The sequence below is a fragment of the Actinomadura madurae genome, assembly GCF_900115095.1.
GTDB lineage: Bacteria > Actinomycetota > Actinomycetes > Streptosporangiales > Streptosporangiaceae > Spirillospora > Spirillospora madurae.
Genome location: NZ_FOVH01000001.1, coordinates 189,148 through 207,188 on the forward strand (window position 1 = coordinate 189,148; position 18,041 = coordinate 207,188).

Sequence of the window (18,041 nt, forward strand, 5' to 3'; positions counted from 1 at the left end):
GGCATGATCGGGGGACGAACGTGGACGTGACGATGTCGCTGGCCGACGCCGCGCCGGAGCCGTTCTGGCTCCAGGACCCCGGCCGCCCGGACGCGGGTCCCGCGCTGACCGGCGCGCAGGCGTGCGACCTCGCCGTCGTCGGCGGCGGGTACAGCGGGCTGTGGACGGCCCTGCTCGCCAAGGAGCGCGACCCGTCGCTCGACGTCGTCGTGCTGGAGGGAGGCCGGATCGGCGCCGCCGCGTCCGGGCGCAACGGGGGGTTCTGCGCCGCCAGCCTCACCCACGGGCTGGAGAACGGCCTCGGACGCTGGCCGGACGACATGCACACGCTCGAACGCCTCGGCTGGGACAACCTCCGCGCCATTGCGGGGACGCTGACCCGGTACGGCATCGACGCCGAGTGGGAGCCGTCCGGGGAGATGAGCGTCGCCACGGAGGAGTGGCAGGTGCCCGCGCTGGAGGAGGCGGCGGAGAAGGCGTACGAGCACGGCTGGGAGCCGATCCTGCTCGGCCCGGAGGCCGTCCGCGCCGAAGTCGACTCGCCCACGTACCTCGCCGGGCTGTGGGACCGCGACGCCGTCGCGATGGTGCATCCCGCCAAACTCGCCTGGGGCTTGGCGGACGCGTGCCGGTCCCTCGGCGTCCGCGTGTACGAGCACACCCGCGTCACGCGGCTGCGCTCGGACGCCCGGCGGCTGACGCTGACCTGCGCGGCCACCGCGGACGGCCGTCCGACGCGCGGGACGGTGACGGCCCGCCGCGTCGCGCTCGGCACCGGCGCCCACCCGCCGGTCCTGCGGCGCCTGCGCGGCTTCGTCGTCCCCGTGTACGACTACGCCCTCGTGACCGAGCCGCTCACCGCCGGCCAGCGCGAGGCCGTCGGCTGGCGGCACCGGCAGGGCCTGGGGGACAGCGCCAACCGGTTCCACTACTACAGGCTGACCGCCGACGACCGGATCCTGTGGGGCGGCTACGACGCCGTCTACCACTTCGGCAACGGGATGCGTCCCGGCCTCGAACGCCGCCCCGCGACCTACGCGACCCTGGCCCGGAACTTCTTCACCACGTTCCCGCAGCTCGAAGGCGTCCGCTTCAGCAACGCCTGGGGCGGCGTAATCGACACGTGCACCCGCTTCTGCGCCTTCTACGGGACGGCCTGCGACGGCCGTCTCGCGTACGCGGCGGGCTACACCGGCCTTGGCGTCGGAGCCACCCGGTTCGGGGCGGACGTCATGCTCGACCTGCTGCGCGTCGGCCTGGCCCCCGGCGAGGAGACCGAGCGGACGCGGCTGAGGATGGTGCGGTCCAGGCCCGTCCCGTTCCCGCCGGAGCCGCTCCGCTACGGCGTCATCGAGCTGACCCGCCGCGAGATCGCCCGCGCGGACCGCAACGCCGGGCGCCGCGGCCTCTGGCTCCGCACCCTCGACCGCATGGGCCTCGGCTTCGACTCCTAGGTCAGTCCGGGGACTGGTCGATCGTGCCGAAGATGACGGACGAGACCTCCAGGTACAGCTGCTCCGGGTACGGCATGTGGTCGACGTTGCGGAGCGCCTGCTTCTGGCCCGCGGACTCCATCACGAACTCGCCGTAGCCGAGCAGCTGGCCGATCACGGAGCGGTTCAGCGCGATGTCGGTGACCTTGGCGAGCGGCATCATCGCGACGTTGCGGTTGAGCACCCCGTTGATCACCATCACCCGGTGCTCGGTGACCAGGAAGAACTCCACCGACCAGGCGATCACCTTCCAGACCAGGTAGCACAGGGTGATCAGCCACAGCCACCAGACCCAGATCAGCCCGCCGACCGCGCTGATCGCGGCGCACGCGACGAGACCGGCGACGACGACGGAGACGGGCAGCAGCAGGACGGCGGGGTGCCGGCGCACGGCGATGACACGTCCCTCGTAGGACATCAGATACTTGTCGACGGTCCGCGACGCGGTGTCGCGGTGCACCATCATGTCCTGCAGATTCACGGCGGGTCCTCGTCATGATCCGGTTGCTCCAACCGTAGCCGACCCGGCCCGGGCGATGCAGGGGCGGCGCGGTAAGGGCTCTGGTGCCCGTGCGGGGCCTTGTAAGAGCAAGATCCGGACACCGATGATGGACGTTATGGACGGCGACGCCGAAGGTTCGCGGGGGGCCAGGGGACCGCGCGGGGAGTTCGCGCCCGATGTGACCGGACGTCCCATCTGGCGCCTGCTGCTGCGCGGTCTCGGGGTGTACCTGCCCGGCTGGGAGATGCCCGCGGGGGCCGTGCGCGTCCGGAACGGGACGGCGCCGCCCGGGTTCGGCCCGCCCGCCTACCTCAACGGCGAGGCGGGGTTCGGCGTCCAGATCACCGGCCGCCGCAAGGGCCTGGAACCCGACCGGGAGATCTACGTCCGCGGCCGGGAGGACCCGAGCTTCGGCATCGTCGTCGCGGGCCCGGCCGCCGCGATCGGCAGCCGCGTCGTGGACGCCGAGGTGCTGATGCGGTTCGCGCGCCGGCTGACGTTCGAGGAGCTCTTCGAGACCGGCGACGCCGACTCCGTCCCGTACGCGATCCGCGGGGCGCGGGCGGTGGAGAACGCGGTGTTCCTCGACCGCGCCGCCGGGATCGGGCTGTGCGCCGAGGTCGATCCGGCGACGCGCGCCCTGAGCTGCCCCCTGTACGTGCGCATCGGCGGGCCGGGGGAGCGGACCGTGCGTGCTTACGGGGCCGTCGCCCAGCCGGTCAGGTCCCACAGCTGATGGGACGGCAGCCGGCGCAGCCGGACGGTCGCGGCGGCCGGGTCCCAGAACACCTCGTCGCTCTCCAGCTCCAGCGACTGCCCGGCCGTCAGCACCGCGCACAGCAGCTCGTCCCGCGTCCGGACGGCCATGAGGGGGCCGATCTGCGCGACGGCGCCCGTGCACTCCGACAGCGTCCGCAGCAGGGCCTGGAGCGCCGCCTCGTCCTCCGGCGGGCGCACCGGGTCGACCCCTGACGGGACGCCCGGCTCCACCCGCGCGAGGCCCCGCCTGCCCCCGCCGTTCGCCAGGCCGTTGGACGGCAGGTCGGCGCCCGCCGAGATGAGCAGCGCGCTGAACACGCCCGCGAGGTCCTCGCTGGCGTGCCCGCCGAGGAAGTAGCGGCGGCGCTCCGGGGACCCGGGGTCCGGGCCGTCCGAGCCCTCGGCGGTGCGGAACCGGACGTTCAGCCGGCTCGCGCGCACGCACCGCTCGTACATCTCGCAGAGGATGTCCTCCAGCTGGTCGTCGCGGGTCCACAGCCGGCCCGTGGCGGTGACGGCGTCGCCGTGGGCGCGGGGGCGGCCGGTGAGCGCCGCGGTGACGGTGTCGTCGAGCTCGCCCTCGGTGAACTGGAGCAGCTCGGCGACGACGTCCTCGACGTCCTCCAGGGTGCGGGTGAGGGCGCGCTGCAGCTCCAGGATCTCCTCGCCGCCGCGCTCCAGGTCGGCGAGCCGGCCGAGGGCGGCGTCGACCTTGCCCTCGACGGCCTCGCCGCCCGTCCGGGTGACGGCCCGCACCGACGTCTCGACCTCGCCGAGCTTGCGGCGCAGCGCGGCCAGCGTGATCCGCTGCTGCTCCAGCTCGTGCAGCCGGTTCGCCTGCGTGCGCAGGTAGTCGTCCGCCTGGTGGACGAGGCCCGCCAGCTCCTCCACCTGCCCGGTGTTCTGCCGGAGCCGGTTGTCGAGCGCGGGGAGCACGTCCTGCTTGACGCGCGACAGTTCCGCGGTGAGCTGCTCGCCGACGGTGACGAGCACGTTGTTCTGTTTCGTGACCTGGTCGTTCAGCTCGTCGATCCGGCGGCGGAAGGCGTTCGCCTGGTCCCGGCTCTGCTTGCCCGCGTACAGTTCGAGCGCCCCTACCACGACGCACATCACCACCAGGATGACCGTCGTCATGGAACTCCTCGGGGGGTGACGGTGGTTGCCGGATCGGGTTTTGATCGCGACCATAACTTACGATCACGCGCGCCGACCGTAACTTACGTAACCGACTGATCTCAGTGACCGGCCGGTCTCACCTGCCCTTCCGGTGTCATTCCGTAATCCATTCCCTGCGGTGGGTGACGAATTCTCGGGAGGGTCCCCGGTCAGACGCATCCCTCGAATTGCGGGACCGTCGTGGTCGGCTTCAGCCCGGAGGCCCGGAACCATTTGTTCAGCAGCCGCGGCGCGGTGCCGTCCTGGTACATCCCGGTGATGGCCTTGTTGACCGCCTCGCAGCCGTCCACGTCGTCCTTGCGTATGCCGACGCCGTACGGCTCGTCGGTGAACGGCGCGTTGACCACCGTGATCTCGCGGCCGTTGCCGGACGCCTTCGCCGCGAGGCCGGCGAGGATGAGGTCGTCGGTGGAGACCGCGTCCAGCCGCCCGCCCGTCAGCTCCGAGAGGCAGCCGGCGTACCCGTCCGCGTCGACCGGCAGCGCGGCGACGCCCTGCTCGTCGTGGACGCGCGGGAACGACACCGACCCCGCCACCCGGCAGAGCCGCCGCCCCTTCAGGTCGTGGATGCCGCGGATCTCTCCGGCGTCGGACTTGCGGACGAGGATGTCCTGGTGGGCGACGTAGTACGGGCCGGCGAACGACACGTCCACCTTGCGTTCGGGCGTGACGGAGTAGCTGGCCACCACCAGGTCGACGTCGCCGTCCTGGATCACCTTCTCGCGCGTCGCCGACGTGACCCGCCGGAACGTCACGTTCGCGGCGGGCACGCCGAGCCGCCGGGCGATCTCCTTCGCGACGTCGACGTCGAAGCCGGCGAAGGAGCCGTCGCCCTGCCGCTCGCCGAGCCCCGGCTGGTCGCCGTTGACGCCGATGACCAGCGAGTCCTTGCCGGCGACCGTGCTCTCCCCGGCGTCGGCGATCCCGCACGCCGTCCCCGCGGCGAGGACCGCCGCCGCGGCGAGGAGGGCCGCCGCCAGGCGCCGCGCCCTCACGCCGACCACCGGTACTCCGCCAGCCGGGGGCGCACCCCGGCGAGCACGAGCACGGCGATGACGACGCCGGCGACCGGAAGGACCACGTACCAGCCGCTCGTCCCGCCGTCACCGTCCTTGACGGCCTCGTCGAACGCCTTCTGGTGGATGCCGATGAGGCCCTGCAGGGACCGGTCGTACTGGGCGAAGTCCGCGGCGGCCGCCGTGCGCGCGGCCACGGCCTGGTCGCGCTGGTCGCCGTGGACGAGGTCCCGCATCCGGCGGTCGTTCGCCTGCACCTTCTGGTAGTCGCCGAGCACCTTGTTCATCATCGTCGCGAGCTGCGCCCTCTGCTCGGCCGACTGCACCGGCCGGTTGGCCTCGGTGCCGAGGAAGCCGAGGAACGGCGCGCGACCGGGCTCGAACGACAGGTCCTTCTGCACGGCGGCGTTGTACTGGGTCAGGTTCCCGGCCTTCAGGTACAGGACGGTCTGCGACTTGCTCAGGTAGACCTGCTCGTACGCGTCGGCGCGTCCCGGGTCGAGCAGGAACCGGGTCTCGTCCGCGTTGGCGCTGTTGCTGATGGCGCGCGTCCGCGAGAGCGCCAGGATGGAGTCGAAGCCCTCCTCCTTGGCCTGGCGCAGATGGTCGGCCTGGCCGGAGAGCATCAGCGTGCCCGCGCCGACCAGGACGAGCGTGCCGAGCGTCGCGACCGCGAGCGGCAGGTTCAGCAGCCGGCGGAAACGCCGCGCGAGGAACAGCTGGAACCCGGCCAGCACGGCCAGCAGGACCAGGCCCGTGACGAGGATCCCCGTACGCCCCATGAGGACAGCCGACCGCTTGTCCTCGTAGGTGTGCCGGACGAGGGTGCCGTTGTCCAGCGTCAGGTTGTACGCCTTCGGCAGCAGGTCCAGCTTCATCAGGTCGGTGGCCTGCCGGTACAGGTCGATGACCCGCTGGGACGGCGGCCCGGACGCGTGCGGGGTCTGCCGGTCGAGCAGGAGCGCCTGCCCGGCGAGGCGCTCGTAGCGGGCGAGGGCGTCCAGGAGGTCGCGGGCCGTGTTGTTCTCGGTCGTCTCGTCGGCGAGCTTGGCGGCCTTCAGCAGCGCGTCGCCGGCCTTGCGCCGGTTCTCGTCGTAGCGGGCCAGCGCCTGGTCGCGCCCGCCGCCCGCCGCGTCGCCGATCAGCAGCGCGTTCGCGAGCTGCGCGTCCATGTCGGTGAGCTGGAAGTACAGGTCGCCGGTGGCGACGACCTGCGGGCCGGCGTCGTGCCCGATGACCCGCACGCCCTCGCGGGCGTTGGAGACCGCCGCCCAGGCCACGCCGAGCAGCACCACCAGCAGGACGAGGGAGAGCGCCGTCAGCGTCCTGACGCGGGCCGCGACCGTCCGCGGCAGCAGCCGCGCGACACCGGCCGGCGGTGCCTCGGGTCGCGGCCGGAGCCGGGCCGCCGGGCCGCGCCGGGCGGGCGGCGGCGCCTGCGCGCCGGGGGCGGGTCCGCCCGCCTGCGGAGCCTGCTGAACGGCCGTCATGTCGCCTCGCCTCGGGTGAGCGTGATGGTGGTCCAGGCGCCCACGTGGATCCGGTCGCCCTCGGAGAGCGGGATCTCCACGTTGAAGGGGATGGGGTCGGTGGACCCGTTCACGCAGGTCCGGTTCGTGGATCCGGGGTCGACCAGCGTCCAGGCGCCGTCCGGCCGCGCCAGCAGGACCGCGTGGACGTGGGACACGCCGGGGTCCTCGGGCGGCTCCCGCAGGTCGATCTCCGGCGGGGTCGGCTGCGAGGAGCTGCGCCGCCCGATCCGGACCTGCCGCCCGGTCAGCGGGATCCGCCGCTCGGGCGCGTAGGGCGGGAACGCCAGGGACGCCGAGTCGGGGCCCTCCTCCGCCATGATCGCGTTGTAGTAGTCGCGGTCCGCCGTCACGACCGCCGTCCACACCGCTCCCGGCACGGGCGGCGCCGGGACCGGGGGCGCCGGCACGGGCGGCGCGGGGACCGGAGGAGCGGGCACCGGGGGCGCCGGAACCGGGGGCGCCGGCACCGGCGGGGCGGGCACCGGAGGCGCGGGCGTCGGCTTGCCGCCGCCGGTCGCGAAATCGTAGCCGCACGCCTCGCAGAACCGGTCGGTGCCGGGCGTCCCGCAGTCGGGGCACGGCCTCGCGCCGGGCGAGGACTGCGCGCCCGGTGCCTCGCCGGAGGACGGGCCGCCGGAGGACGGGCCGGAGGAGGCGGCGCCGATGCGCTCGCCGCAGATGTCGCAGTAGTCCGGCGACTGCGACGTGTGTCCGTTGGGACAGCTCGCCATGCTCAGCCCTCGCCCCTCCTGGTGGTCACGGTCTCGTCCTTGCGCGTCCGGATCGTCTTGCTGGAGCGGGTGTCCAGCTCCATCTCGTCGGCCTTGTCGACGTTGCGCTTCAGCCGGACGGTGCCGGTCGCCGGGTCGACGACGTCCACCACCTTGCGCAGCATGGCGGTGATCGCGTCGTTGCCCGCCTCGTCGGCGAGCACCACGGCCCGGCCGAGCCGCGCGGTAGCCGTGTCGAGGTCGCCGTCCTTGCGGGCCTGCAGGCCCTCCTGGATCGCCGACGCCAGCTCGGCCTGCCCGGTGTAGTGCGCCACCCGCGCGTTGATCCGGGTGGACTCCGCCTCGTCGTCGGTCCACTGGGCGAGGACGTTGGCGGACGCGAGGACCCGCGCCTCCTCGCCCGGCCCGCCCGGCACGACGAGCTTCACCCACGCGGCGCGCAGCTCCTTGCCGACCTCGCCGGGCGGGACGCTCACGCAGATGTGGTAGTCGCGGGACTCGGCGCCCCACGCGCCGAGCGGGTAGTCGCCCGCCTGCGGCGCAGAGTCGACGCGCTTGCCGGTCAGGTCCTCCACCGACGGCAGGACCTGCTTGACGAACCGCAGCCGCGCCGTCTGCGGCGTCCACACCCGCAGCGCGACGTCGGCGACGGACTTGCCCATCGCCGCCTCCGTCATCGCCCGGAAGTCGGCGACCAGCCCGGCGGGGTCGGCGACGATGTCGACGCTGCCGAGCAGCGCCGAGGCGACCTTGCGCAGCTCGGCGACCTCCCAGTCGGTGCCGACGCCGCGGCAGTCGCACACGAACCGGCCCCCGCAGCGGAACAGGACCGCGTCGAGCTCCTCCGGCGTCTCGTGCTGGTTCTTGCCGTCGGTCAGCAGGATCGCGTGCCGGATGCCGCCCCGGTCGCCGAAGAGCTCGTCGGCGAGCCGCAGCCACGACCCGATCGCGGTGCCGCCGGCCGCCCTCAGCCTGGCCAGGGCGTGCTTGGCCTCGTCCCGGGTCTGCGGGTTCGCCGGCACCAGCCCGGGCTGCCGCGGGTACACCATGGTGGCGGTGTTGGAGCCGGAGACGACGGCGAACTCCACGCCGTCGCGCAGCGTGTCGATCGCGACCTGCGCCGCCGCCACCGCGGCGCGCAGCTTGGTCTCCGGGTAGGACATCGAGCCCGAGGTGTCGATGATGATGACCTCGGACGCCCGCGTCGAGGACGGGACGGGCGCGCCCTCCGCGGCGGTCGCCTCGACGGACACGATGGCGTGCACCTCGCGGCCGCCCTCGGGCAGGAACTTGTTCTGGTCGATCGAGATGGTGAACTGCGGCTGCTCGCTCATCGTGGCTCCGTGCTCTGCGGTGTGCTCTCGTGGATGCGGCCGTCGGCGGTGCCCGGGGAGGGCAGCGGGATCACCGCGACCGTGATGTTGTCGCGGCCGCCGGCGTCCAGCGCGTGCCGGACGAGGGTCCGCGCGGCGCCGAGGGGGTCCGCCGCCGGGTCGTGCGCCGAGGCCCCGGCCTCGCTGGCGCCGCCGCCCAGCAGCGCCGCGAGGTCGCCGGCCGCCGGGAAGTAGTTCCACAGGCCGTCGCTGCAGACCAGCAGCGTCCCGGGGCCGGCCGGGCGGAACGTCGCGACGTGCGGGGTGACCTGCCCGGCGTCGGCGCCGAGCCACGCCGTGATGACGTGCGCGTTCGGGTGGGCCTCCGCCTCGGCCTCGGAGAGCGAGCCCTCGGCGATCATGAACGCGGCCCACGAGTCGTCCTCGGTGAGCCGCCGGGACGGCCCGAGCTCGGCCATGTCGCCGGTGCTGACCTCGGCCGCGTCCGCCTCGCCCGGCGCCGGGCCGGGCCCGTCCTCGGCGGCGCCGTCCGCGGACAGCCAGTACGCGCGGCTGTCGCCGACCCAGCCGACGGTCACCGCCGGGCCGCGCGTCACCGCGGACACGTACGTGCACGACGGCGCGTCGGACGGCGACGTGGAGAGCGCCGCGACGGCCGCGGCGGCGCGCAGCGCGGCGTGCCGGGTGGCGTCCTCGGGGTCCTCGCCGGCGTCCAGCCGCGCCACCAGCTCGGCGGCGCCGGTGTCGGCGGCGGCGCGGGAGGCCTCGTCGGGACGCTGCGACGACCCGACGCCGTCGGACACGACGGCCGCGATCCCGGCGGAGTGGGCGGCGATGGCCAGCGCGTCCTCGTTGCGGGAATAGCGGCGGCCCCGGTCGCTCGCGCCCGCCGCGACGACCGGGCGGGAGCCGTTCCCGGCGCCGAGCGCGGGCAGCTCGATCTCGACGTGGTCGCGTTCGGTGGGCTGGCGGAGCCCGCACGCCTCGCAGTAGCCGTCCGCGTCGATCGCCGTCCCGCCGCAGCCGGGGCACGGCCCCGCGGCCGGCCGGCCCGCGGACGGCGCCGACTCCTGCCTGATCGTCGCGCCGTCGCGTCCCGTCCCGGCGGGCGGCGCGGGCGCGGCGTCGGCCAGCCGGTGCCCGCACTCCTCGCAGAAGATCTCGTCGGGGTACACGGTCTCGCCGCAGGCGGGGCAGGTCAGCTCCGCGGCCTTCGCGTGGTCGGTGCCGGCCGCGTCGGGTCCGGGTCGGTCGTCGGTCACAGCAGCGTCCTCGGGCGTACGGCGTTGGCGGAGTCGACGAGCCGCCGGCACTCGTCCCGGTCGCGGGTGCGGCGCGCGAGCTCCCGGTAGGTCCGCTCCAGGAGCCGGCGCAGCGGGATCTCGGTGAGCGGGGAGCCGAACAGGGCGCCGCCGTGCGTGCCCGGCGCGGCGCCGGGGCCGCCCAGGAGCCAGCCGAGCGCCGCCTCCAGCACCTCGGCGGCGAGCCGGTCGCGGCGCTCGCCGTCCAGGTCCAGGGCGGTGAGCCGGTCGCCCGCGGCGACCAGCTCGGCCGCCGACAGCTCCGCGGGCGGACGGCCGCGGACGGTGGTCGCGACCGCGGCCACCTGCGCGGGCACGTAGCGGATCGAGATCCGCGGCACCGAGTCGAGGGCGGCGACGGCCGCGCGCCGGTCACCCGCCGCCAGGTGCACGCGGGCCAGGCCGAACGCCGCGTTGATGTAGCTCTGGTCGGTGCGCCACACGGTCTCGTACAGGCGGACGGCCTCGTCGGGAGCGGACCGCTCGCGGCAGTAGGCGAGGGCGAGCTTCGGCGCGGGCTCGCCGGGCAGCAGCCCGTACAGCCGGTCGAACAGCGGCGCGGCCTCGTCCACCCGGCCCTGCGCGAGCAGCCCGACCGCGCGGTACCAGCCGATCCGCCAGTCCGCGGGACGCTCGGTGGCCAGCTCGTCGAGCAGCGCGTCCGCCTCGGCCGCCGCGCCCAGCTCGATCTTGACGCGGGCGAGCGTCAGCCTGACCTCCGGCGTCCGCTCCGGCGCGTTCGCCGCCGCCTCGGCCGCCTGCGCGGGCTCCAGCGCGCCGAGACCGGACACGAACGCGGCGGCGGGGTCGGCGCCGTCCACCAGCGGGACCGGCAGCGCCGCCGCGGCCACCTCCGGCGGGACGGGCGGCAGCGCGGGCCCCTCCTGCGCCTCGCCCGCCATCGACGAGGTGAACCGCTCCGCGCCGAACAGCCCGGACGGGGCGGGGCGCGGCGTGCCGTCCTCGGCCGCCAGGACCTCGCGCAGCACGCCGGTGAGCTGCTCGGCCATCTCGGCCGCGTCCTGGAAGCGCGCCCGCGGGTCCTTGTGCGTCGCGCGGCGCAGCAGCCGGTCGTAGGACTCGAACCGCTGCAGGACGGGGACCTCCGAGCGCGGCGGGAGCGCGTCGACGTACGTCCTCGTGTAGCCCTTGAACGGGAAGCTCAGCACGGACAGGGCGCGGCCGACCGTGTACAGGTCGGACGAGATCGACGGCCCGTCGTCGGCGATCTCGGGCGCCTGGTAGCCGACCGTGCCGTAGATCGCGCCGTCCGGGTCGTCCAGCCGGCGGACGCCGCCGAGGTCGATCAGCCGGAGCTGCTCCTCGGACTGGATGACGTTGTCCGGCTTGAAGTCGCAGTAGACGAGGCCCTGCGCGTGCAGGTACTCGAACGCCCGCAGGACCTCCAGCCCGTAGGCGATGGCCTGTGCGAGCGGCAGGTGCTTCTCGCCCGGCGGCAGCGGCTGCTGGAGCAGGATGTCCTTGAGGGACTGCCCGCCGACGTACTCCATGACGATGTAGCCGTCGCCGTCGTGCTGGACGAAGTTGTAGATCTTGACGATGTTGGGGTGCTCGACCTCGGCCAGGTAGGCGCGCTCGGCCGCCGCGGCGGCCATCGCGTCCGCGTCGCCGCTGTCGAGCAGGCCCTTCAGCACCACCCAGCGGTCGCTGACGTTCCTGTCCTTGGCGAGGTAGATCCAGCCGAGGCCGCCGTGGGCGAGGCAGCCCAGCACGCCGTACTGCCCGCCGACTAGGTCGCCGGGGGCGAGCTTCGGGGTGAAGGAGAAGCGGGCGCCGCACTTGGGGCAGAAGCCCTCCGTCCGCCCCGGCCGGTCGCCGCGGCTCCGGCCGACGGGCTCGCCGCAGCCGCTGCAGTACCGCTTGGCCTCGGCGACCTCCGGGTTGCTCAGCACGGCGCTGGACGGGTCCCGGTAGGGCACGCGCGGCACCTCGACGAGCCCGGCGCCGAGCATCCCGCGGCGTCCGGACGAGCGCGCCGACCCGGTGCGGGTGCTGCCCGTCCGGGTGCTGCCGGTCGCCGTGCTCCCCGTGCTCCCCGCGGTGCCGGACGTCCCCGGCGAGGACGTGGTCGGGACGCGGGTGGTGTGCGCGGGCGGCGAGCCGCACACGTCGCAGTAGCCGTCCATGATCGTGCCGGTGCAGCCGGCCTGGCGGCACTTCTCCGGCCCTTCCGCGGGCGGGCGCGGCGCCGGGACGCTCGGCGCGGCGGCCGGCGCCGGGCCCGGCGCGGCGCTCGCGGGGGGATTTCCGCAGACGTCGCAGTACCCGTCCGCGATCGTCCCGCCGCAGCCCGGCTGCGCGCACTGGCTCATCGATCCACTCCCTTCGCCCGCGAGGTGATGGCCTGCTGGTAGCCGGTCAGCGCCACGGTCGCCTTCCGCAGGTCGCAGGGGGAGGTCCACAGCAGCTCGCGGGCCTGCTCGTAGATCCTGGCAAGGTCGGGGTCCTCGGCGTGGCCGAGCCGTGCGGCCTTCACCCGGTAGGCCTGAAGCCGGCCGCGCAGCTCCTCGCGCCGGTCCAGCAGTCCCCGGATGAGGGCGGTGGCCTCGCGCGCCCGCGCCAGCGCCGTGTCCGCCGAGTGTTCCAGGTCGGCGAGCCGTTCGGCGACGTCGTTCCAGCCCGCGCCGCGCGCCGCCGCGCCGTCCCGGGGCCGCGCGACGGCGGCGAGCCGGTCGGCGAGGGCGGCACTGGAGCCGGGCGGCTCGGGCGGCGCCGGGGCCGCGATCTTGACGAGCACCTCGTCGTGGGCGGCCCGCGCCTCCGCCTCCGCCTCGCGCAGCCGGTCCAGGACGGCGGTGACGCCGCGGATCCGGTCGGCGAACCCGTCGCGCAGCCGCCGCGCCTCCTCCAGGCCGCGACGCACCTCGGCGAGGCCGGTGCGGATCTCGTCGAGCCGCGCGGTGTCGGCGCGGCCGTCCCGCTCCAGCGCCACCGGGTCGCCGCGCACGACGGCGGCCGCGGACTCCAGCTCGCCGCGAAGCCTCTCGAAGTCGGGGTCCACCCCGCCGAGGGACCGCAGCAGCTCCTCGACCGCGCGCCGCTCGGCCTCCACCTCGGCCAGCCGGGACAGCAGCGCCGACCAGACGCCGTCGATCTCGGCGACCGCCTGGGCGATCTCCTCGTAGAGCGGCGTCATCCGGTCGACCGCCGCGCGGAGCGTGAGGCGCTCGCCGGACGGGGCGGACAGCAGCGTCCGCCGCTCCAGCGGCACCTCCTGGGCGGGCAGCTCCACCGACGGCCCGTCCAGGAGCCGGGTCAGCTCCGCGAGCTGCGCCTGGCCCGGTTTGGCATGGCGGGCCCGCAGTTCACCGGCCTCGGTGAGGACGCGCCCGTACAGGTCGAACAGCAGCCACAGGGACGCCATGCGGGAACGCACGTCGGACTGCACGCTCAGCGTCCGCCCGGTGAGGTTCGCGCCCTCCAGCAGCTGGTAGCCGTGATGGGCCTCCAGTTCGAGCAGGGCGGCGCCGATGCGCTCCTTCTCGTCCTGGAGGCGCGCGAGCATCCTGTCCGCCTCGTCCCGGCTCAACGGGGGCCGGTTCACGCGCGCGTCACTCAACGCCGGTCCACGCTTGGCCCATGTTCGCCCCTGATTCCCCCGAATAGAGCACGTTTCGGTGCCTCAGTTTTCCCCATGTGAGGCCGCCTTCTCAAGCGTGAAGCCGATCATGTGCCCCGGCCGCCCCGCGGTGCGTCGCACGACTCGGCCGGAGGGTGCCGCGACCTCCAAAATGTCAGTGTTCGAACGTATGATCGAACCATGGCGAACGTTGCGACGCACCCCCAGACCGCGCCCACCGCGCCGGCCGCGCTCACGGCGGCGGAGATCGCCGCCCTCGCGCTGTCCCTCGCGCACCTCGGCACCGGCCCGCAGGCCACCACCGCGCGCCGCGCCCTGCACACCCTCCTCGACGCCACCCCCCACGACGACGTGGTCACCACCACGCTCGCCACCCTCACCGCGCCCCTGGACGCCTCCACCTCCGATCGCGCCCGCGTGATCGCCGCCGCCATCACCGAGCACCGCGTCGTCCGGCTCTGCTACGGCGACGCCGGCGCCAACGTCACGATCCGCGAGGTCGAGCCCGTCACCTGCCTCGTCCACCGCGACCACTGGTACCTCGTCGGCTGGTGCCGCATGCGGCGCGGCGTCCGCGCCTTCCGCTTCGACCGCGTCCTCGCCGTCGAGTCCACCGGCCTCCTCGCCCGCCCCCGCCGCGCAGAGAGGTACCTCCCATGGCATTGATCTCCTCCTTCGGGCCTGGCGGCCCTCCATCGTCGACAAATGCGGGCGATCGCTGGCATCGCATCCGACTCGCCTAGCGGCTCGCTGCGCGATCAGGTTCTCGCTTCGCTTGAACCTGCCTTCGGACGCGATCGCGACCATTGAGGTTGTTGCGTGGTTGCGGTGGTGGCTGAGGTAGGTGCGTGATGGTCCGGGGCCACATCTCGTGGTCCCGGATCAGGCGTTGTTCATACGTTTGTAGAAGGAGTGGACGGCTGGTTGGCCTGTGTAGTTGGGGCCTGCTTGGTCGTCCGCGCCTAGGTAGAGGTAGGGCAGGCCGATCCTTCGGTGGCCGCGCATCGAGATGCGGCGGCTTCGGGAGTCGTAGGTGAAGCCCGCTTCGCGGAGGGCTGTGGTCAGGCGGCGTCCGGCCGGGGTTCCGTTGGGCAGCCGAACGCTTCCGGTGTCGAAGTTCGCGACCAGCAGGCCGTCGCCCGTCAGCCATGATGCGGCTCGGGTGAGGAGGCCCAGCTTGTCGCCGATGTAGTGCAGGCCGTGGACGCAGGTGATCAGGTCGAAGGGCGCCTCCGGTTCCCAGGTGGTTACCGAGGCGGTGATCAGGTGGACCGCGTTCGTGTCGGGGATGAAGTGGTCTACCAGGTCTACGCCCACGATCTCCGTTCCTGGTAGGGCGGCGGCCGCTTCGGCTAGGGCTCGGCCTGTGCCGCAGCACAGGTCCAGCCATCGGTCCGCGGCCAGCTCGGTGATGTCGATGCCCAGCTCGCGGGCGTAGCCGTCGAGGCGGCGTTCGCGGTTCATGGCGCAGTTGGCCACGACCGCGGACTGTTCCAGGGCGGCGTCGTCGAGGAGCATCCGGGGATTGTCTCTGATCAGAAGGCGATCGTCTGCTCGACGGCGCTCGTGACGACGGCCGTGACGTCGTGGGTGCGGGTGAAGTCGGCGCGCTGCCTCTGGGCGCCGTTGCCGCGCTCGATCACGTCGCGCAGGAGCCCGGCCACGGTCCCGAGGTCGCCCGAGCGGTCGAGCGCGGGGGACAGGTGGTCCAGCAGCGCGCCCACGACCTCGCGGGCGGGCGCGGCGCGGCGGGTGCACGGGTGGACGAGGTCGTCGCGCAGGCCTGAACGTCCGGCCCGCCACATCGCCAGCCGCATCAGGTCGGCGCGCACCGGGTCGGGCTGCTCGCCGGACCGCCAGGCGGCAGCGGCCGTGTCGACCAGGGCGCGGACGAGCGCGGCCACCAGCACGGCGTCGTCGGCCCTCAGGCACACGTCCGGGACGCGGATCTCCACGGTGGGGTAGCGCCGGGACAGCCGGGCGTCGAAGTAGATCATGCCCTCGTCGACCAGCGCCCCGGTCGCGAGCAGCGCCTCGACCGTCGCCCGGTACCCCTCCGCCGAGCCGAAGAGCTCGGTCGGGCCGCTCGACGGCCACCGGCTCCAGACCTGGTGCCGCCAGCTGTCGTAGCCGGTGTCGGCGCCTTGCCAGAACGGCGAGTTGGCGCTGAGGGCCAGCAGCGGCGGCAGCCACGGCCGGATGCGGTCCAGGACGGCGACGCCCTCGTCCGGGGACTCGACGCCGACGTGCACGTGGCAGCCGCAGGTGAGCTGCTCGTCGGCGGTGGGCCCGTAGGCGTCGGCCATCCGCAGGTAGCGGTGCGTCGGGGTCAGCGACGGGCGGACGCTGACCGGCGAGGTCGCGAGCGCCGCCACCGCGACGCCCGCGCCCGCCGCGGACTCGGCCGCGGCCAGCCGCGCCGACCGGACGTGCTCGGACACCTCGCCGAGCGAGGTGCAGACGGGGGTGGCCGTCTCCAGCTGCTCGCGCTGCAACTCGGTCTCCAGCGGGTTGGACCGCCGCCCGCCGGTCAGGAACAGCTCGTCGTGGCGCCGGGCGTACCGGATGACGGACCCGGAGACGGCCTGGGGCGCGCCGTTCTCGGGGTCGACGAGCAGCAGTTCCTCTTCCACCCCGAAAGTGCGCGGATCGGTACGAAACGTCACAAGAGAGTCCTTCCCGGGGTGCACGGATGTACGTCCCGGACGGGTCTCGTCCTGGCCGGACGAGCGTGCTTACAATGCGCGCCGCCGTTGACCGAGCGCTTGGTTGAAAAGTGGTGATATGTCATTTCTTGTCGGCCAGTGGGGCACCGGAACCGTCGGCATGCGGGTGCTCAGAGCCCTGATCGAGCATCCGGACCTCGAACTCGCCGGCGTCGTCACCGGCGACCCCCGGCACGCCGGCGCGGACGCCGCCGAACTGGCCGGAACCGGACGCCCCCTCGGCGTCCTCGCCGCCGATGACCCGGCGGAGCTCCTGGCCCGCCGCCCCCATGTCATCTGCCACACGGAGTCCGGCGGGACGGACGCGGTGGGCGAACTGTGCCGCCTCCTGGAGGCGGGCGCCGGAGTCGTGTCGGACGCCGTGCCCTCGCTCGTCCATCCGCCGTCCGCCGACCGGGGCCTGGTCCGGCGTGTCCGCGCGGCCTGCGCCACCGGCGGCGCCGCCTGCCTCACGCTCGGCCCCGGCCCGGTGGAGGACGTGCTCCCGCTGCTGCTCAGCGGCGCCTGCCTGCGCATCGAGGCCGTCACGATCACCACGTTCACCGGCCCGGACGCCCCGGAGACCGCCGGCTTCGGCGCACCCGCCGGCCACCGCCCGCCGGCCGTGCGGCCCGGCACCCCGCGGCGCCGGTGGGGCCCGGTGGTCCGCCTCCTCGCCGAGCATCTGGCCGTCCCCCTGGACGAGGTGCGCGAGACCTACGAGCTGTGCACGGCGCCCGAGGACATCGGCCGGATCGCCCGGGGCGCCCAGGCGGGGCTGCGGCTCCAGGTGTCGGGCATGCTGGGCGGCCGCCCGGTGATCACCGTCGAGCGGGTCGCGCGGGCCCGCGCCGACGTGGCCCCGCACTGGCCCGCGGCCGCCTCCGGCGGCGGCCACCGCGTCGAGATCGCCGGCGAGCCGTCCTGGCGCGCCGATCTCGCCGGTCCCGGCGACTCGGCCGCGCTTCGCATGGCGGCCGCCGTTCCGGCGGTGGCCGGGGCCCCGCCCGGACTGCACACGCCGCTGACCCTGCCGCCGTTCACCGGGCGGCGCCTGCTCCGTCCAGCCAGCCGCTGAGCAGCGATCCGGTCTCCTCGAACCGGTCGAGGTAGAGCATGTGCCCGGCCTCGATCTCGCTGATGACGAGGCCGGGCCCGAGCGCCGCGCGCAGGTCCACCACGAACTCGGGCCGGACGAGGTCGGCCTCGGCCGCGATGACCAGGTGCGTCGGGACGTCCGCGGGCGGCGCCAGATGGGGGCGGGCCATCTCCGAGTACGCCGTCACCACCGCGGCCGGCTCGAACCGCCACCGCAGCCGCCCGTCCGCGCCGTGCTCCAGGTGGACGGCGATCTCCTCGTCCACGGCGTCGTCCGGCGACTTCGGCCAGCGCGCCGCCCGGTACGCCCGCGCCTCGGCGACGTCGCCGAACGACGCGGGCGCCAGGTAGCCGCGCGCCTCCTCGGCGGCCTTCGCCGGCTCCAGGCCGATCGCCGGGTCGAGCAGCACGAGCCGCCGCACCCGCCGCCGCGCGGTCCGCGCCAGGTGCACCGCGATCATCCCGCCGTAGGAGTGGCCGACGAGGTCGGCGTGCTCGACGCCCTCGGCGTCCATCAGGCCGAGGACGTCGGCGACGTGCCGCTCGACCGTCCACGGCGGCTCGTGCGTCGACCGCCCGTGCCCGCGCAGGTCGGGTGCCAGGACGGACCGGTCCGCCAGGTACCGCTCGGCGGTCCGGCGCCAGCGCGCCCCGTGCCCTGTGACGCCGTGCAGCAGGACCACGGGGTCGCCGGCAGGATCCCCATACCGATGAACGTGCAATGCCGAGTCCGCCATGAGGTAAAGCGTATGCGCGGAAGAACCCGCGCGGACGGCCTTCACCGGTCACGGCC

Annotated in this window: 16 protein-coding genes; 4 read left to right on the forward strand and 12 right to left on the reverse strand. The window is 74.4% G+C overall.

Translation table 11 applies throughout. From position 1 onward, the window contains the following. Nucleotides 1–32 precede the first annotated feature (32 nt). Nucleotides 33–1,454, forward strand: coding sequence for an NAD(P)/FAD-dependent oxidoreductase (locus BM339_RS00950; RefSeq protein WP_177287623.1), 1,422 nt, complete (start codon nt 33–35; stop codon nt 1,452–1,454). Nucleotide 1,455: 1 nt separating this feature from the next. On the opposite strand, the gene BM339_RS00955 is transcribed toward BM339_RS00950, so the two are convergent. After that, a complete protein-coding gene (locus tag BM339_RS00955; protein WP_021594756.1) occupies nt 1,456–1,974 on the reverse strand; it encodes a PH domain-containing protein in 519 nt (172 codons plus the stop codon). A 136-nt stretch (nt 1,975–2,110) separates the two neighbouring features. Here BM339_RS00955 and BM339_RS00960 point away from each other — a divergent pair, with 136 nt between their 5' ends. Continuing rightward, nucleotides 2,111–2,731, forward strand: coding sequence for a hypothetical protein (locus BM339_RS00960; protein WP_075019647.1), 621 nt, complete (start codon nt 2,111–2,113; stop codon nt 2,729–2,731). On the opposite strand, the gene BM339_RS00965 is transcribed toward BM339_RS00960, so the two are convergent. The 8 genes from BM339_RS00965 to BM339_RS01000 all read right to left on the reverse strand — a co-directional run bounded on the left by BM339_RS00965 (nt 2,692) and on the right by BM339_RS01000 (nt 13,424). Next, nucleotides 2,692–3,888: a hypothetical protein gene (locus tag BM339_RS00965; protein WP_021594754.1), complete on the reverse strand. Its 1,197-nt coding sequence runs from the start codon at nt 3,886–3,888 to the stop codon at nt 2,692–2,694. The genes BM339_RS00960 and BM339_RS00965 overlap by 40 nt on opposite strands. A 191-nt stretch (nt 3,889–4,079) precedes the next feature. Then, nucleotides 4,080–4,934: a glutamate ABC transporter substrate-binding protein gene (locus BM339_RS00970; RefSeq protein WP_337959894.1), complete on the reverse strand. Its 855-nt coding sequence runs from the start codon at nt 4,932–4,934 to the stop codon at nt 4,080–4,082. After that, nucleotides 4,922–6,436: a hypothetical protein gene (locus tag BM339_RS00975; protein WP_024936576.1), complete on the reverse strand. Its 1,515-nt coding sequence runs from the start codon at nt 6,434–6,436 to the stop codon at nt 4,922–4,924. The genes BM339_RS00970 and BM339_RS00975 overlap by 13 nt, the downstream gene beginning before the upstream one ends. Further along, nucleotides 6,433–7,209: an FHA domain-containing protein gene (locus BM339_RS00980; protein WP_075019648.1), complete on the reverse strand. Its 777-nt coding sequence runs from the start codon at nt 7,207–7,209 to the stop codon at nt 6,433–6,435. The genes BM339_RS00975 and BM339_RS00980 overlap by 4 nt, the downstream gene beginning before the upstream one ends. Before the next feature lie 2 nt (nt 7,210–7,211). After that, on the reverse strand, nt 7,212–8,543 hold the full coding sequence (locus BM339_RS00985) for a vWA domain-containing protein (RefSeq protein WP_075019649.1): 1,332 nt from the start codon (nt 8,541–8,543) through the stop codon (nt 7,212–7,214). Further along, nucleotides 8,540–9,805 carry a protein phosphatase 2C domain-containing protein gene (locus BM339_RS00990; protein WP_075019650.1) on the reverse strand — a complete coding sequence of 422 codons (1,266 nt, stop codon included), beginning with the start codon at nt 9,803–9,805 and terminating at the stop codon, nt 8,540–8,542. Before BM339_RS00990 ends, BM339_RS00985 begins: the two co-directional genes overlap by 4 nt. Beyond that, nucleotides 9,802–12,177, reverse strand: a complete 2,376-nt coding sequence (locus BM339_RS00995; RefSeq protein WP_075019651.1) for a serine/threonine-protein kinase — start codon at nt 12,175–12,177, stop codon at nt 9,802–9,804. Before BM339_RS00995 ends, BM339_RS00990 begins: the two co-directional genes overlap by 4 nt. Further along, nucleotides 12,174–13,424, reverse strand: a complete 1,251-nt coding sequence (locus BM339_RS01000; RefSeq protein ID WP_075019652.1) for a hypothetical protein — start codon at nt 13,422–13,424, stop codon at nt 12,174–12,176. The genes BM339_RS00995 and BM339_RS01000 overlap by 4 nt, the downstream gene beginning before the upstream one ends. A 201-nt stretch (nt 13,425–13,625) precedes the next feature. On the opposite strand from BM339_RS01000, the gene BM339_RS01005 reads away from it, so the two are divergent. Next, nucleotides 13,626–14,111, forward strand: coding sequence for a helix-turn-helix transcriptional regulator (locus tag BM339_RS01005; RefSeq protein WP_075019653.1), 486 nt, complete (start codon nt 13,626–13,628; stop codon nt 14,109–14,111). 216 nt (nt 14,112–14,327) lie between these two features. Here BM339_RS01005 and BM339_RS01010 read toward each other — a convergent pair whose 3' ends face one another. Both BM339_RS01010 and BM339_RS01015 read right to left on the reverse strand, forming a co-directional pair. Next, complete coding sequence (locus tag BM339_RS01010; protein WP_075019654.1) at nt 14,328–14,963, reverse strand: class I SAM-dependent methyltransferase; 636 nt, start codon at nt 14,961–14,963, stop codon at nt 14,328–14,330. A 17-nt stretch (nt 14,964–14,980) separates the two neighbouring features. Then, nucleotides 14,981–16,111, reverse strand: a complete 1,131-nt coding sequence (locus BM339_RS01015; protein WP_075019655.1) for a carboxylate-amine ligase — start codon at nt 16,109–16,111, stop codon at nt 14,981–14,983. A gap of 118 nt (nt 16,112–16,229) precedes the next feature. Here BM339_RS01015 and BM339_RS01020 point away from each other — a divergent pair, with 118 nt between their 5' ends. Beyond that, a complete protein-coding gene (locus tag BM339_RS01020) occupies nt 16,230–17,228 on the forward strand; it encodes a hypothetical protein (protein WP_024936594.1) in 999 nt (332 codons plus the stop codon). Here BM339_RS01020 and BM339_RS01025 read toward each other — a convergent pair. Then, on the reverse strand, nt 17,191–17,985 hold the full coding sequence (locus tag BM339_RS01025; protein WP_075019656.1) for an alpha/beta fold hydrolase: 795 nt from the start codon (nt 17,983–17,985) through the stop codon (nt 17,191–17,193). The two genes, BM339_RS01020 and BM339_RS01025, sit on opposite strands and share 38 nt — an antisense overlap. Nucleotides 17,986–18,041 lie beyond the last annotated feature (56 nt).